The 16,160-nt window shown below is 66.8% G+C and carries 11 protein-coding genes and 1 pseudogene; 5 read left to right on the forward strand and 7 right to left on the reverse strand.

What is annotated here, in order from left to right:
• The first annotated feature begins 172 nt into the window (after positions 1–172).
• The 5 genes from ACNFIA_RS08085 (at position 173) to ACNFIA_RS08105 (ending at position 10,437) form a co-directional block, all read left to right on the forward strand.
• On the forward strand, positions 173–688 hold the full coding sequence (locus ACNFIA_RS08085) for a GNAT family N-acetyltransferase (RefSeq protein WP_259755752.1): 516 nt from the start codon (positions 173–175) through the stop codon (positions 686–688).
• 11 nt (positions 689–699) lie between these two features.
• A complete protein-coding gene (locus ACNFIA_RS08090) occupies positions 700–1,008 on the forward strand; it encodes a DUF6916 family protein (protein ID WP_416783894.1) in 309 nt (102 codons plus the stop codon).
• Positions 1,009–1,075: 67 nt separating this feature from the next.
• Positions 1,076–1,687 carry a phage tail protein gene (locus ACNFIA_RS08095; protein ID WP_416783896.1) on the forward strand — a complete coding sequence of 204 codons (612 nt, stop codon included), beginning with the start codon at positions 1,076–1,078 and terminating at the stop codon, positions 1,685–1,687.
• A 78-nt stretch (positions 1,688–1,765) separates the two neighbouring features.
• The gene (locus ACNFIA_RS08100) at positions 1,766–8,887 is read left to right on the forward strand and encodes a DUF4347 domain-containing protein (RefSeq protein ID WP_416783898.1); all 7,122 of its coding nucleotides are present in this window, start codon (positions 1,766–1,768) and stop codon (positions 8,885–8,887) included.
• A 62-nt stretch (positions 8,888–8,949) separates the two neighbouring features.
• Complete coding sequence (locus ACNFIA_RS08105) at positions 8,950–10,437, forward strand: TolC family protein (protein WP_259755748.1); 1,488 nt, start codon at positions 8,950–8,952, stop codon at positions 10,435–10,437.
• 125 nt (positions 10,438–10,562) lie between these two features.
• Here ACNFIA_RS08105 and ACNFIA_RS08110 read toward each other — a convergent pair whose 3' ends face one another.
• The 7 genes and pseudogenes from ACNFIA_RS08110 to ACNFIA_RS08140 all read right to left on the reverse strand — a co-directional run bounded on the left by ACNFIA_RS08110 (position 10,563) and on the right by ACNFIA_RS08140 (position 15,940).
• The gene (locus tag ACNFIA_RS08110; RefSeq protein ID WP_416783900.1) at positions 10,563–11,108 is read right to left on the reverse strand and encodes an arsinothricin resistance N-acetyltransferase ArsN1 family B; all 546 of its coding nucleotides are present in this window, start codon (positions 11,106–11,108) and stop codon (positions 10,563–10,565) included.
• Positions 11,109–11,115: 7 nt separating this feature from the next.
• Positions 11,116–11,206 (reverse strand): annotated as a pseudogene (locus ACNFIA_RS08115) (arsenical resistance protein ArsH); the annotation flags it as partial.
• A gap of 96 nt (positions 11,207–11,302) precedes the next feature.
• Positions 11,303–11,773, reverse strand: coding sequence for an arsenate reductase ArsC (locus tag ACNFIA_RS08120; RefSeq protein ID WP_416783902.1), 471 nt, complete (start codon positions 11,771–11,773; stop codon positions 11,303–11,305).
• Positions 11,774–11,800: 27 nt separating this feature from the next.
• Entirely contained in the window at positions 11,801–13,084 is a 1,284-nt protein-coding gene (locus ACNFIA_RS08125; RefSeq protein WP_416783904.1) for an arsenic transporter, read from the reverse strand.
• A 21-nt stretch (positions 13,085–13,105) separates the two neighbouring features.
• Positions 13,106–13,453 (reverse strand): metalloregulator ArsR/SmtB family transcription factor, encoded by a 348-nt coding sequence (locus ACNFIA_RS08130; protein ID WP_259755743.1) that lies wholly within the window; start codon positions 13,451–13,453, stop codon positions 13,106–13,108.
• A 191-nt stretch (positions 13,454–13,644) separates the two neighbouring features.
• Positions 13,645–15,006 carry a chromate efflux transporter gene (gene chrA / locus ACNFIA_RS08135; RefSeq protein WP_416783907.1) on the reverse strand — a complete coding sequence of 454 codons (1,362 nt, stop codon included), beginning with the start codon at positions 15,004–15,006 and terminating at the stop codon, positions 13,645–13,647.
• On the reverse strand, positions 14,999–15,940 hold the full coding sequence (locus tag ACNFIA_RS08140) for a chromate resistance protein ChrB domain-containing protein (protein WP_416783909.1): 942 nt from the start codon (positions 15,938–15,940) through the stop codon (positions 14,999–15,001). The genes chrA and ACNFIA_RS08140 overlap by 8 nt, the downstream gene beginning before the upstream one ends.
• Positions 15,941–16,160 lie beyond the last annotated feature (220 nt).

Here is a 16,160-nt window from a genome sequence, read left to right on the forward strand (position 1 = left end):
GCTGGCCCAATCAGATTCAGACCATCGGATGAGAAAAGACCGACCATCGGCCTTCGATCCGGTGGCAACTTGCCTTCACCATCAGGTAGGCTTGTGGCAAATTGCTTGCGTGATTTAATAACAAAAGGTGTAGGCAGCTTCTTAGGTTGCCGTAGAAGGGATTCAGAGCACCATGACTTCACTCGCGTTGAGGTTTCGCCCCGCCGTGGACGCCGATCTGGCGTTCCTGCGTCGCCTCTATGCGAGCACACGCTCCGCCGAGCTGGCCCAGGTTGCCTGGGAACCGGCCGCCATCGACGCCTTTCTCGCCCAGCAATTCGACGCTCAGCACCAGTACTACCAGGCGCAGTTTCCCGACGCCGAGTTCCTGGTGATCGAGGCGGACGCCCAGTCCGTCGGTCGCGTCTATCTCCACTGGGGTAGCGCCCACCTGCAGATCATCGACCTCGCCCTGTTGCCCAGCCATTGCGGCCTGGGGATCGGCGGCCGCGTGCTCGGCCAGTTGCTCGAGCGCGCCGACGCCCAGGGCCTGAGCGTCGGCCTGCACGTGGAGCACTACAACCCGGCCCAGCGTCTCTATGCCCGCCACGGCTTCGCGGTGGTCGGCGAGAACGGCGTCTATCTCAAGCTGCGTCGACTGCCCGGTGCCCCGTCGCGGGCCAACGCGCCTGCCGCAGTCCTGTCGTGAGGAAAAGTCCCATGTATTCGATGCCCACCCAGCAAGACCTGCAGCAGGCGCAGGGAACCCTCTTCCAGTTGTGGGTCGCGCCGGACCAGGCGCTGGACGTCGAATTGATCGAGGTGCTCGTGGGGAATCCGATGAGCGCCGAGTACGAGAGCTTCAGTGCGGCGTTCGCCTTGCCCGTGCAATGGGACCTGCCCCAGGCGGTGTACCGCCTGTCCCCGCCCGGCGAAGAGGGTTGGCTCCTGCTGCTCACCCCTGTGCAGCCCGCCGCTGACCGTCGCGCGGTGCTTCAGGCGGTCTTCCATACCCGCAAGGCGGCGTAGAAACCGATTCCGGCGGCCATGATCCTGGCCGTCATTTCCAGCGATTGGCATCAAGGAGAGGCAATACGTGGAACCATTTCTCGGTGAGATCAAGATGTTCGGCGGCAACTTCGCGCCGCGTGGCTACGCTTTCTGCCAGGGACAGCTCCTGTCGATCGCACAGAACAGCGCGCTGTTCTCCCTGCTGGGCACCACCTACGGCGGCAACGGCCAGACTACCTTCGGCCTGCCGGATTTGCGCGGCCGTGTGCCTGTCGGCCAAGGCTCGGGAGGCGGCCTGTCGCCCGTCGTTCTGGGCGAAGTGGGGGGCGGCGAAAACGTCACCCTCACCCTCAACCAAATGCCGACTCACAGCCATACGGTGACCTTCGCCGGGCAGGTGACGGCCACCGGCCAGGCGGCGATTCCTGCCACCGCCAGCGCAACCGCCACCACACAGGCCGCACCGGGCACAGGTACCGTGCTCGGCCCGATCGCCGCCGGTGGTCGTCCCGGTTCCCTGTACGCCACCAGTGCCGCGGAAACCACCCTCGCACCGTTCAACATCAGCTGCAGTGGCAACGTGCCGGCCGCGACTGTCGGCCTCAGTGGCGGCAGCCAGCCGGTCCCGGTCCGCAACCCGTACCTGGGCATCAACTTCATCATTGCGCTGGAGGGGGTCTTCCCGTCGCGCAACTGATCCGCCGGGCTGGCGGAGCAGGAAACACAGCGTGGAGCGGGCAACCCCGCTCCCGACCGGAAACCGTGGGGGTGGATCATGTGGTGGAGCAAGGCGAAGCGTGCAGTTGCAGCCAAGGCAGCGGTCAAGCCGGCCCTGGCGATGGCACTGGAACCGCGCATGCTGTTCGACGGCGCCGTAGCCGCCACCGTGGCCGAGGCGGCTGACGCCAAGCCCGCCGCCGACACCGCCGCGAAGGACGCCCAGGCGCACCCGGCGCAGGACAACAGCGCTCACCAGGGCAGCCAGGACGCACTTTCCGCCGTGCCCGCCGGCACCTCGGACCACCGCCAGGAAATCGTGTTCGTCGACGCCAGCGTGAAGGGTTACCAGCAACTGGTGGCAGGCCTCAAGCCGGGCACTGAAGTGGTGGTGCTCGATGGCGGCAAGGACGGTCTCCAGCAGATCGCCGATTACCTCAAGGATCGTTCCGGCGTCGATTCGATCCATATTCTCAGCCACGGCGACGTGGGCAAGGTCCAGCTGGGCAATACCTGGCTGGATGGCTCGGGCATCGCCCTGCGCAGCGACCTGCTCACCCGCATCGGCCAGGCACTGGACAAGAACGGCGACATCCTCCTGTACGGATGCCTGGTGGGCGCCGATGGCACGGGTCGCTCCTTCGTCGACCAACTGGCCGATGCCACCGGCGCCGACGTTGCCGCCTCCAACGACATGACCGGCGCCACAGCGCTGGGCGGCAACTGGGTGCTGGAGGTCAGCCACGGTGCTGTCGAGACGGCGGCGCTCGATGTGGGCGATTTCCGCGGTCTGCTGGCGAGCTTCAATGACGACTTCAGCACCAATTCCGGACAAACCACCACGTTCACCCGGATGCTGGGCGGCGTCAGCTACACCTATACCTTCACCGCGGCCGGGGACGGTGGCGACACGGCGTGGGAAGGCGCCAATGGCGAGGCCGGCAGCGCATCGATCAACCTGCTGTCCACCGCGCTCAACACGTCCAACACCGAGGTGTTCACCATCGCCCGCAGCGATGGTGCCGATTTCACGTTCACCAGCATCTACCTGAACAATACCGACGGCGACACCATCACCGTCGCGGGGTACCTCGATGGTGTACTCGTCGGAACCGCTCAGACCGTCCTCACGGGGGCTCAGCGGACCCTCAGCTTCGGTGGCATCCGCGTCGACCAGGTGCGTATCAGCAGCGCTGATTTCTACAACACCAACATCGACAGTTTCGCCGGCGACTCCGTTCCGCCGAGCCACGCGCCGACGGTGACCGCCACCGCCGGCAACCCCAGCTTCACCGAGAACGGCACGGCCGTGGACCTGTTCAGCGGCGTCGTGGCCGCGAGCAACGATGCTGGCGAGACCTTCACCGGCATGACGCTGCGGGTAACCAACGTGAGCAACGGTGCCAGCGAAATCCTGAACATCGGCGGCGTCGACGTTGCGCTGACCAATGGCAACAGTGGTTCCATCGCCGGCATCGGCAACTACAGCGTGACGCTCTCCGGTGGTACCGCGCAGGTGGTTCTCAGCGGACTGTCGCGGGACAATACGCAGATGGCGCAACTGATCGACGCCATCACCTACCGCAACAGCAGCGATAACCCGGGTAACGCCACCCGCGCCGTGACCCTCCTGACAGTGACGGACAGCGGGCCGAACAACAACAGCGCGTCGCCGAGCATCACGTCGAACGTCGCCGTTCTCGCGGTGAATGATGCGCCGACGCTGAGCCCCGGCAACAGCACCGTCAGTTACACCGAAGGCGGCTCTGCGGTGCTGATGAGCACGCTGGTGGTGGCCGACGTCGACAGCCCGGCCCTGCAGGAGGCCACGGTCAGCATCAGCGATTTCCGCCCTGGCGATATCCTGTCGGTGGTCACATCTGCTGGCTTCTCCGCCAGCTACAACAGCAGCACCGGCGTGATGGTGGTCAGCGGCAGCGGCACGCCGGCCGAGCTGCAGGCCGTCTTGCGCTCGGTGAGCTATTCGTCTTCTTCGGACGATCCCACCTTCGGCGGTTCCGACCAGACGCGGCAGATCAACTTCAGCGTCAAGGACAGCGGCGGCCTGGCTTCCAACGTAGCCACCGCGCAGGTGTCGCTGACCGCGGTGAACGACGCCCCGACTCTGTCCGGCGGCCCCTATACCTGGGCGGCTACCGACGAAGACACCAGCTCCCAGGCGGTCACGGTCAGCAGCCTGCTGGCTGGCGTCAGCTACGGCGACGGCGACGGCCCCAGCGCCGGTATCGCCCTGACGGCCAGCAGCGGCAACGGCGCCTGGCAATACTCCACCGATGGCGTGACCTGGACCGATGTCGGCGCGCTGTCCAATTCCAGCGCGCTGCTGCTGGCGGGCAGTACGCAGCTTCGTTATGTACCCGATGGCGCCAACGGCGGGGCGGCCGCACTGACCTTCCGCGCCTGGGACCAGAGCGCTGGCACCGCCTCCATCAACGGCATTCGCTCCACCGCGGATACCAGCAGCAATGGCGGCAGCACGGCGTTCTCGGCGGGGGTTGCGCAGGCAACGATCAGCGTCAGCAGCGTCAACGATGCGCCCCTGTTGACCCCTTACAACCCGGCGCTCAACAGCATTCCCGACAGTGTTGTGAACCATGTCGGGCAGGCGGTTACCAGTCTCATCAACGGCCACGTCAGCGACGTGGACGCGGGCGCGGTGCAGGGCATTGCCATCACCGGGGTGGACCCGGGCGTTGCCGGCACCTGGCAGTACAGTCTGAACGCTGGTGCTAGCTGGCAGGACGTCGGTGCGGTTTCCACTGCCTCGGCGTTGCTACTGCGCAGCAACGACCGCGTGCGCTTCGTGCCCGATGGCGTCCACGGCACCTATGCCACCTTCACCTTCAAGGCCTGGGACCAGAGTGGTAGCACGGCCGGCCAGCAGGGCAGCAGGGTCGATGTTTCCAGCAGCGGCGGCAGCACGCCGTTCTCCGCGGCCAGCGACACCGCCAGCATTACGGTCGTCGCGGTCAACGATCCTCCGCTGGTCACCAGCAGTGGGGGGAGCGCGGCTTTCGTCGAAGGGGCGAACGTGGCTTCCACCCCGGTGGTGGTCGATAGCGGCCTGACCGTGTCGGACAGCGATTCGCCACTGCTCTCCAGTGCTGCGGTGCGTATCACTGGCAACTTCATCAGCGCCGAGGATGTGCTGGGTTTCCTCAATAATCCGGCCACCATGGGCGATATCAGTGGCAGCTACAACACCGCAACCGGCGTGCTGACGCTTTCCTCCGCCAGCGGCGCCAGCCTCGCACAATGGCAGGCCGCGCTGCGTTCGGTGACCTACAGCAACGGCTCGGAGACCCCGAACACTGCCACCCGGACCATCAGCTTCAGCGTGAACGACGGCGAGCTCGACAGCACGGCGGCCACGCGCACGGTGACGGTGACCGCCGTCAACGATGCTCCGCAACTCAGCCTGCCCGCTGTGATCAGCCTCGACGAGGACGTTTCCGGCGCCATTACCGGCATCAGCGTCTCCGACGTCGATGCGGGTGCCAGCAACGTGGAGGTCACCTTCACGCTTCCGGCGGGCAACGGCACCCTTTCAGCGGCGAGCAGCGGCGGCGTCGTCGCCACCGCGGCGGCGAACATCGTGATCCTCACCGGCCGAGTCGCCGACATCAACGCCTACCTCGCCGGGCAGAACCTGACCTACTCGCCGGCGGCGAACTTCAACGGCAACCTCACCTTGAGTGTCACCATCAGTGACCTGGGCAACAGCGGTGGGCCGGCGAGGACTGACAGCGGCACCCTGACATTGCAGGTCAATGCGGTGAACGATGCACCGAACGCCCCCGTGGTGCCGTTGTTCCCGGTGTTCGCCAGCGAGGATGTGCCGCTGGTGCTGAGTGGCATCTGCTTCAGCGATATCGATGCCGGGTCGGGCGTGGTCCAGGCGACCTTCGGCGTACCCGTCGGCAACGGAACCTTCAGCGCGTTTGCAGGCGCCGGCGTGACGCTGACGGGCTCGGGCACCAGCCAACTGGTGCTCAGCGGCACCCTGAGCGATATCAACGCCTTCGTCGCCAGCGGCGCGGTGAGCTACCTTTCCGCCGCCAATGCCTCGGGCACCGTCACCGTGACGGTGAGCCTCGATGACAATGGCAATACCGGTACTGGCGGCGCCAAGACTTCGTCGGCCACCTTCAACCTGGCCATCAGCGCGGTGAACGACGCCCCGGTGAACAGCATTCCCGCGACCCAGACCGTGCTGCGCGACGGCACCCTGGTCTTCAGCGCAGGGCAGGGCAATGCGATCTCCATCAGCGACGTGGATGCCGGTGGCGGCGTGATGCAGGTGACCCTCACCGCCCAGCACGGACTGATCTCGCTGGGCGGCATCAGCGGCCTGGTGTTTGTGGTGGGCTCCGGCACCGGCGACGCCACCATGACCTTCAGCGGCACCCTGGCCGATATCAACGCGGCCCTCAACGGCCTGACGTACCAGCCAACGGCGGGTTATTTCGGTACTGCGTCGCTGCAGATCGTCAGCAACGACCTGGGCCTGTCCGGGGCCGGCGGCGCCAAGAGCGACACCGACACCGTCCAGATTTCGGTCGAGCAGCCCAATCCCCGGGTTCTCGGCGTCGCCACCAGCTCGCCCGACGGCAGCTACAGGGTCGGCGATCAGATCCAGATCCAGGTCCAGTTCGACCAGAGCGTCTTCGTCGACACCAGCGGCGGTATACCGACTCTGCTGCTGGAGACCGGCGCTATCGATCGCAGCGCCATCTACGCCAGTGGCAGCGGCAGCAACACCCTCACGTTCCTCTATGTCGTGCAGGCCGGTGATCTGAGCGCCGACCTCAACTACGCGAGCACCAGCGCGCTGTCGCTCAATGGTTCGCAGATCCGCAACGGCACGAGCGACACGGCGTTTCTCACGCTGCCCGGCCTGGCCGACAGCGACAGCCTGGCAAGCCGTGCCGCCCTGGTCGTCGACGGCGTGGCGCCCACGGTCACCAGCGTCAGCGTGCCGGTCAATGGCACCTACGTGGCGGGGCAGAACCTCGACTTCGTCGTCAACTTCAGCGAGAACGTCACGGTGGACACCAGCGGCGGCATACCGCACCTCACCGTGACGCTGGACAACGGCGGCACTGCGCTCGCGCAGTACCTGAGCGGCAGCGGCACCAGCGCCCTGACGTTCCGCCTGGTGGTCGCCAACGGTCATCGCGATAGCGACGGCATCAGCCTCGGCTCGTCCATCCAGGCCAACGGCGGCACCCTGCGCGATGCCGCCGGCAACGATCTCGTCCCCGTTCTGAACAATGTGGGCAACACCAGCGGCGTGCTGGTCGATGCCGTGGCGCCCACGGTCAGCAGCGTCAGTGTGCCGGTGGGCGTTCCCTACAACGCCGGCGATACCCTGACCTTCGTGGTCAACACCAGCGAAGCCGTGCTGGTCAACGGTGCCCCGCGGTTGTCCCTGGATATCGGCGGCCACACGGTATTTGCCGACTTCGTCGCCGGTTCCGGCACGTCGACGCTCGTCTTCCAGTACACCGTCCAGGCTGGCGACAACGACGCCGACGGCATCAGCGTGAGCGGTCTGTCGGCCAACGGCGCCACGCTGCGCGATGCCGTCGGCAACAGCATGGACCTGACGCTGAACAATGTCGGCTCGACCAGTGGTGTCATCGTCGACACCGTGGCGCCGACGCCCAGCGCCATCGTCACCCTGGATCCGACGCCGACCAATGCTGGCACCGTGCGCTACACCGTGACCTTCAGCGAAGGCGTCAGCGGCGTCGACCTGAGCGACTTCACCCTGGTCGGCACCGGTACCGCTGCGGGTAGCCTGAGCGGCCTGCAGCAGATCGACGCGCGCACCTACCAGATCGCTGTCAGCGGCGTCTCGGGGACCGGCACCCTGGGGTTGAGCCTCAACGGCAGCGCCACCGGCATTGTCGACGGGGCGGGCAATGCTCTCAGCGGAGGCCTGGCAGGCCCCGTGTACAGCGTCGACCGCGACGCACCCACCGTTACCGCGGTCAGCGTGCCTGCGGGCAGTCTCAACAATGCGGGCGATACCCTCGACTTCGTGGTGCAAACCAGCGAAGCCGTGGTGGTCGATGGCTCGCCGACGCTGGCCATCGACATGGGCGGACGCACTGTCTACGCCGACTACGTCAGCGGCTCGGGCAGCAACAGCCTGGTGTTCCGCTACACCGTCCAGGCCGGCGACAACGACGCCGACGGCATCCAGGTCAGCGGGCTTTCCTCCAACGGTGGTTCCCTGCGCGACGCCACCGGCAACGCGCTGGATACCTCCCTGAACGGCATCGGCGACAGCCATGGCGTCCTGGTGGATACCCGCGCGCCCACCGCCACCGGCGTCGTGCGGCTGGACCCGTCGCCCACCGGCGCGAGCACGGTGAACTTCCGGGTGACCTTCGACGAGGACGTCAGCGGCGTCGATGCCGGCGACTTCTCCCTGCTCACCAGCAATTCCGCCAAGGGCAGCATTGTTTCCGTCGTGCAGCTGGACGCGCGTACCTACCAAGTGACCGTTGGCAGCGTGAGCGGGCAGGGCAGCCTGGGCCTGGCGGTCAACGCCGGCGGTATCAGTGACGCGGCGGGCAATGCGTTGGCCAACGCCTTGCGCGGCGACAGCTATGTGATCGGCTCGCTGTCCGATGGCGACCCGCAGTTCCGCGTGGAGGCTCCGGTCGTGCCCGAGCCGCCGCGCGCGCCGCTGCAGCCGGCGGTACCGGTGGTGGGACAGCCGCTGACCAGCTCGCCGGTGATCCCGCCGTCGCTGTTCCAGCCTGAAGGCGTAGGCGGCCTGCCGCCGCTGGGGCAAATCTTCATCCAGAACGGCGCACCGTCGCAGAGCTTCATCGCCCAGGTATTTGCCGATTCCAGCGTTGGCGATGGCAGCGGCAAGGGCTTCCTCGGCTTCGGCGGCGGCGATGGCGGCGTCTTCGGCAGCAGTACGCTGGCGAGCATGTTCAGCCGCGATGGCTTCGACCAGAGCCAGCCGCTGAAAGCCTTCGAGCGCCGCGGCGCAGACATCGACCAGGGTATCCGCGGCATCTTCGGCGCGCCGAGCCTGGCGCAGCAACTGCAGCAGATCCACGAATCCGAACAACAACCCGTGCGCGAGCTGGCCTGGGCGCTGGGGCAAGTCGCCCATGGCCGCGACGCATCCTGAGCACCACATCGCCCAGTAGAAGAAGCACAAGAACGAAGCCGTAACGAGGGGGACGGCCAGGGATGAAAAAACAAACGACCTTGCTAGGGATCAGCCTGTTGGCGCTTGCCGTGTCCGGCTGCGCCGTCACCACGCAACCCATCGATCGCAGCGTCAGCGAGCAGCGTGCCCGCGACGACCTGCGGGCGATGTTCAAGGATCAGGAGCCGCTCAGCGGCCCGCTGACCCTGCACGAGGCCATGGCCCGCGCGGTCAAGTACAACCTCGAGTCTCGCCTGAAGGTGATGGAGGAGGCGCTGTCGCGCCGGCAACTCGACCTCGCCACCTTCGACATGCTGCCGCGCATGGCGCTCGAGGCGGGATACGCCGGGCGCAACAACCAGAGCGCTTCCAGCAGCCAGAGTGTACTGACCAACACCCAGTCGCTGGAACCCTCCACCTCCCAGGACCGCGACCGCGACGTCGCCGACCTGACCATGGTGTGGAACGTGCTGGACTTCGGTGTCAGCTATGTCAGCGCCAAGCAGCAGGCCGACCAGCGCCTGATCGTCCAGGAGCGTCGGCGCAAGGTGGTGCAGACCATCATCCAGGACGTGCGCTCGGCATACTGGCGCGCGGTCGCTGCGCAACGTCTCCTCGACCGTATCGATGCGCTGATGGCGCGGGTCGACGGCGCGCGCAAGGACAGCCAGCAGATGAGCCAGCAGCGTATCGGCGACCCGGTCCAGGCGCTGGGCTACCAGCGTGCCCTGATCGAGGCCAGCCGCCAGCTGGAGGAACAACGTCGCGCGCTGTCGCTGGCCAAGACCGAACTGGCCACCCTGATCAACCTGCCGCTGGGCACCGAACTGACCCTGGCCGCGCCGGAAGGCTATGACGTGCCGGAGCTGAAGGTGGGCCTGGAGCAACTGGAACAGCAAGCCCTGGCCAGCCGCCCGGAACTGCGCGAGCAGGACTACCAGGCACGCATCAGCGCTGCGGAAACCCGCAAGGCCATGCTGCGCCTGCTGCCGGGCCTGGAATTCTCCGCCGGCGGGCACTACGACTCCAACAGCTTCCTGGTCAACAACCGCTGGGCCGACTACGGCGTGAAGGTCACCTGGAACCTGTTCAACGTGCTCTCCGCCCCGGCGGCCATCGATGTCGCCAAGGCTGGCGAGGACGTCAACGTGGCGCGTCGCCAGGCCATGTCCATGGCCATCCTCGCGCAGCTCTACGTGGCCAATGCCAACTACAACGAAGCGCGGCGTCAATTCGTCACGACGCAGGAGCTGGCCAGCCTGGACAACGAAATCGTCGGCCAACTGCGCAATCGCCGGCAGGCCCAGGGCATCGGTGAACTGGATCTGATTCAGGGCGAACTCAACGCGCTGCAGGCTGACCTTCGTCGAGACCTGGCCTACGCCGAACTGCGCAACAGCTACGGCCAGGTGTTCGCCTCCGCTGGCGTCGACCCTCTTCCGACCAACGCCCCCGACACCCGGCTGAGCACCCTCGCCAACGGCCTGGCCGAGAAGGAGCGCCAGCTCGATAGCGGCAAGGTGGAGTAGCAGGGGCGCATTCCGCCAGGCGCGTCAGGCTCCGGGGTCGTTGACGCGCCTGTCGCCTGTTCAGGGTCTGTACAGTGCGTCGGTTATGTCACGTCCTGGGGCCGCGTGCGCTCCAGGGCAGGCATTCAGCAGGCTATTTCCGGGTAGCGGCGAGGGTCTGCGGGCGGGTTGTCCGGTGTACCCAGCGCCAGGCGCCAGTAACCCACGTCGTGCCACTGGCCCAGCTTGAAACCGACCTGCGGGAAGGTGCCGATGTGCTGGAAGCCCAGGTGCTCATGGAGGCCAACGCTATCCGCGTTGGGCAGCGCGATGCCGGCATAGGCGGCGTTGAATCCCTGCTTGGCGAGTATGGGAAGCAGCGCGCTGTAGAGACTGCGGCCAACCCCGGCGCGGCGCGCGCTCTCCGCGATGTAGACGGTCACATCCACTGCCCAGCGGTAGGCTGCACGCGCGCGGTACTGGCTGGCGTAGGCGTAGCCAACCAGGCGGCCATCGCGCTCCGCGACAAGGTACGGGTAGCTCTGCCGGGTCGCGACGATGCGCTGCCGCATCTCCTCGACGGTCGGCGGTACCTCCTCGAAGGAGATCGCCGTGCCGGCCACGATAGGGGCATAGATCGCCTGGATCGCTGCAGCGTCCTCGGGGCGGGCTTCTCGGATTTCGATTGTCATGATGACCTCAGATCGAGCGCTGGTTCATGCGGGCGGAAAGCTGCTCGGCTTTCGGAATAACGATCTACCAGAAACTCCTGGCGGTCACGCAGCAGGATGCGCGGCGTGTGCTCGCTGCTGCGGGTTGCCGCTGGCGGCAGGTCGAACAGCGAGAGGTCGGGGTTGGGCAGTGGCTCGGACAGGGTTCCTCCTGCTCAGAGCGCGCCGATGCGATCCAGTTCGCGCCTGAGTTCGTCGCGGCCGAGGGTGTCGAAGGGGAGGGCGAAGAAGGCCCGGCAGCGCCGCTCGATGCGCCCCAGCGTGGCGCGGAAGGCGGCGTCGATGACGGCCTCGTCGCCGACCACATCGGACGGGTCTTCCAACCCCCAGTGGGATTTCAGCGCCGGGCCGAAGTACACCGGGCAGGCTTCGCCGGCGGCCTTGTCGCAGACGGTGATGACGATGTCCGGCGGGGTGCCCTCGAAGGCGTCGTTGCCCTTGCTGCTCAAGCCTGCGATGGAGATGCCGGCCTGCTGCAGGGTGGTGAGGCTGCGCGGCAGCACCTGGCCCCTGGGGAAGCTGCCGGAGCTGACCGCCTCGAAGCCTTCCGGCGCCAGGTGGTTGAACAGCGCTTCGGAGAGGATGCTGCGGCAGCTGTTGGCCGTGCACATGAACAGGACTCGCATGGAGGTCTCCCTGGCTGAATGCGGACGTCAGAGGCTCAGGCGCAGCGCCAGGGCCGAAAGGGTGATCAGCAGGACGGGCAATGTCAGCAGGACGCCCACCCTGAAGTAGTAACCCCAGGTGATGCGCATGCCCTTGCGCTCCAGCACATGCAACCAGAGCAGCGTGGCGAGACTGCCGATGGGGGTGATCTTCGGGCCGAGGTCGCAGCCGATCACGTTGGCGTAGATCATCGCCTCGCGCACCAGCCCTTCCGCGCCGCTGGCCTGGATCGACAGGGCGCCGACCAGCACGCTGGGCATGTTGTTCATCACCGAGGACAGCAGCGCCGAGAGCAGGCCGGTGCCGATGGCGGCGCTCCACAAGCCCTGTTCGGCAAGACGGTCGAGCAGGAGGGTGAGCAAGTCCGTGAGGCCGGCGTTCTTCAGGCCGTACACCACCAGGTACATGCCCAGGGAGAAGATCACCACCTGCCAGGGCGCTTCGCGCAATACGCGTCGGGTGGAGATACGGTGCCCGCGCGCGGCAACCGCGAACAGGATCGCCGCACAGGCGGCAGCCACGGCGCTCACCGGGATGCCCAACGGCCCCAGGGCGAACAGACCGACCAGCAGCACCAGCAACGTCCACCAGCCGACGATGAAGGTGGCGCGGTCGTGGATGGCCGCCTTCGGTTCCTTCAGCGCATCGACTGCGTACTCGCTCGGGATATCGCGGCGGAAGAACAGGAACAGCACCAGCAGGGTGGCGGCGACGCTGGCGAGGTTGACCGGCAGCATCACCGCGGCGTACTCGGCGAAACCCAGGCCGAAGTAGTCGGCGGAGACGATGTTCACCAGGTTGGAGACCACCAGCGGCAGGCTCGCGGTATCGGCAATGAAACCGGCGGCCATGACGAAGGCCAGCGTCGCGGCGGGGGAGAAGCGCAGGGCGAGCAGCATCGACATGACGATGGGGGTGAGGATCAGCGCCGCTCCATCGTTGGCGAACAGCGCCGAGACGGCGGCACCGAGCAGCACGCAGAAGGCGAACAGGCGACGACCGCTGCCATTCGCCCAGCGTGCCACGTGTAGCGCCGCCCACTCGAAGAAGCCGGCCTCATCCAGCAGCAGGCTGATGACGATGACGGCAATGAACGTGGCGGTGGCGTTCCACACAATCGCCCACACGGCCGGGATGTCCTGCAGTGAAACCGCGCCAGCGGCCAGGGCGATGATCGCGCCCAGTGCGGCACTCCAGCCGACGCCGAGGCCTCTCGGCTGCCAGATGACCAGTACCAGGGTGAAGACGAAGACAGCGACGGCGACCAGCATCGGAAACTCGCTCGGAAGGGATCAGCAGCAGGCGGCGTCACGGACGGGGCGACCGTCCATGTTCTGCAGGCGGAGGGTGTTGTCGGCCAGCCATTGCGCATTGGCCTGCAGGGTGAGCTGCAGCATCGCGTGTACCCAGGCGGGCAGGTCGGGGTTGAGGCGGTAATACACCCACTGGCCCTGGCGGCGATCCAGCAGCAGGCCACTGCCGCGCAGCTGCGCCAGGTGACGGCTGATCTTCGGCTGGCTGTCGTCCAGCGCACACATCAGCTCGCACACGCAGAGTTCGCCCAGGCTGGCGATGAGCAGGGTGGCGCGAGCGCGGGTCTCGTCGGCCAGGCTCTTGAAGACGTCGGGTGGGGTGATCATGGTCTGCGCCGTACATATGGAAAATCGAATATACGGATTTCCATATGTTCGGCGCAAGCGTTGCCGGATGCGGCGGCGATTCCTGTCGCGGGCTAAAGGCAACTGCCGTCCACGTCGATCCTCATTGACCGGTGCTCCGGCGGCCCTGCGAGATGTTGCGTAACAACCCGTGTTCCACGCGCCTGCGAAAATCACCCGCGCAGCAGATGCACCGCCAACCCCGCCAGGGCGCAGCCCAGCAGGACCTGGATGACGCCGCGCTTGAAGCGGAACAGGGCGATCGCCGCGGCCAGGGCGATGATCGCCGAGGGCCAGTCGAAGGCGCCGTCGAAGCCGTGCGGCCAGAGCACGTGGTAGCCGAAGAACAGCGCCAGGTTGAGGATCACCCCGACCACCGCGGCGGTGATGCCGGTCAGCGGTGCGGTGAACTTCAGCTCGTTGTGCGTCGACTCCACCAGCGGGCCGCCGGCGAGAATGAACAGGAACGAGGGCAGGAAGGTGAACCAGGTGACCAGGCTCGCCGCGACGGCGCCGGCGAGGAACGGATGTTCGCTGCCGAACATCGGGTGCACGTAGCCGCCGACGAAGCCGACGAAGGCCACCACCATGATCAGCGGGCCGGGCGTGGTCTCGCCCAGGGCGAGGCCGTCAATCATCTGCGTCGGCGTCAGCCAGCCATAGTGACCGACCGCGCCCTGGTACACGTAGGGCAGCACGGCATAGGCACCGCCGAAGGTGAGCAGCGCGGCCTTGGTGAAGAACCAGCCCATCTGCGTCAGCGTGCCGCTCCAGCCGAAGCTGGCGGTCAGCAGGCCCATGGGCAGCAGCCAGAGCGCGGCGCCGATCGCCGCCAGGCGCAGCAGGTGGGCCCAGCGAAAGCGCGCGTGCGCAGGCGTCGGCGTGTCGTCGTCGATCAGCGCCGGGCCGTAGCTGGCCTGCTTCGCGCCATGGCCGCCGCCGATGACGAACTTCTCCGGCAGCAGCCGTCCGCCGAGGTAGCCGATCACGCCGGCGGCCAGCACGATGAGAGGGAAGGGCACGTTGAGCGCGAAGATGGCGACGAAGGAGGCGGCCGCCATCGCCCACAGCCAGCCGTTCTTCAGCGCGCGCGAGCCGATGCGATGGGCCGCGTGCACGACGATGGCCGTCACCGCGGGCTTGATGCCATAGAAGATGCCGGCCACCACCGGGACCTCGCCGAAGACGAGATACACCCACGATAGAGCGATCAGGATGAACAGCGACGGCAGCACGAACAGCGCCCCGGCGATCACGCCGCCCCAGGTGCGGTGCATCAGCCAGCCGATGTAGGTGGCCAACTGCTGGGCCTCCGGCCCCGGCAGCAACATGCAGTAGTTGAGCGCGTGCAGGAAGCGCCGCTCGCTGATCCAACGGCGTCGCTCCACCAGTTCCTGGTGCATGATCGCGATCTGCCCCGCCGGCCCGCCGAAGCTGATGAAGCCCAGCTTCAGCCAGAACAGGAAGGCCTCGAACAGGCCGACGGGGGCTCTCGCGACGGGGGCGGAGTCGTGCAGGGTGGAGGCGTCAGTCATGGGTTTTCTCGTCGTCCGCGAACGCGATCAGAAGGCCATCGAAGAGGTTGTTGGTTGCCTGCAGGAGCAGGTCGTCATCGCTGATGCTTTCCCTCAGCCCCGCCAGCACGCGCTCGATGCCGGCGGCCTCGGCAGGCTGCAGCCCGCCGATGTCCAGGTAGTGCACGAGGGCGCCGATGCGTGTCAGCGCCGGGGATTCCAGCTGGAAGCTGGCCAGCAGGGTTTCGAAGGTGACGCGCTGGCCGACGTGGCTGAACGCGGCGCCCTCGAAGTCGAAGCCCAGCGCATCGGCGGGGCAGTCGGCCGGGGAGTCCAGCCAGAGGATCTGCGCCTGCGGGTCGATGAAGCGGCGGATGAGCCAGGCGCTGGCCAGGCGGTCGACCCACGGGCGCTTGCGCGTGGCCCAGCGGCGGCCCTGGTAGTCGCCGGGGGCGAGGGGTTCGATGGTCGCCTCATGGGGGCTGGGCTCGTCCACGGACAGCGCGCGGCTGATGGCGGTTTCCAGCTCCTGGAGCGCGGCGTCGGCCTGCTGCTTCGCCTCGCCGGGGAAGAAGTCGATCGCGCTGAGCTGGCCGAACGCCTTGCGCAGCTTGCGCGCCTGCCGCGCCACCCGCAGGGCGGTTTCGCCGGTCAGCTCGCCCCGGCACTGGGCGACGTCCTCACGCAGCCTGGCGTAGTCCTCGCTGCGATCGAACAGCGGCACGAAGCGCTCGTCCTCGCCCTTGACCTCCAGCAGATACGCCGTGCCGTTGATGGCGAGCACGTCCCGCTCGACCGCTTCGAGCGCCTCCCGGCCCGCGCCATGCTCGGGCAGCAGGTAGACGCCATCGCGCAGCACGGCCGAGCCGCACGCCTTGAGCGCGCGCCAGGCGCGCATGCGCTCGGTTGCGTTGGCGGTCGGCAGGCCGAGCACCAGGAGAAGCCAGTTGTTCATGTAGAGAATCAAACAATATTTGTAGTGAAAGTTACTATATTTAAGCCGGCCGGTTTTTCAACCGGCGGATTGGCGGCGCCCTGGGGTGCGGCCCCTTTCCGGCTCTGCGGAACTGGCAGCAGAGCGCTCTGGCGCGGGCCTCGGAGGGTTATTACCTCATGCGATTAAAATATTTATGGTTATAAGAAGGTGGCGATACAGTAACGGCTACATCTAAGCC

Origin of the sequence: Pseudomonas sp. NY15437, from assembly GCF_048068435.1 — a bacterium.
GTDB lineage: Bacteria > Pseudomonadota > Gammaproteobacteria > Pseudomonadales > Pseudomonadaceae > Pseudomonas > Pseudomonas nitroreducens_B.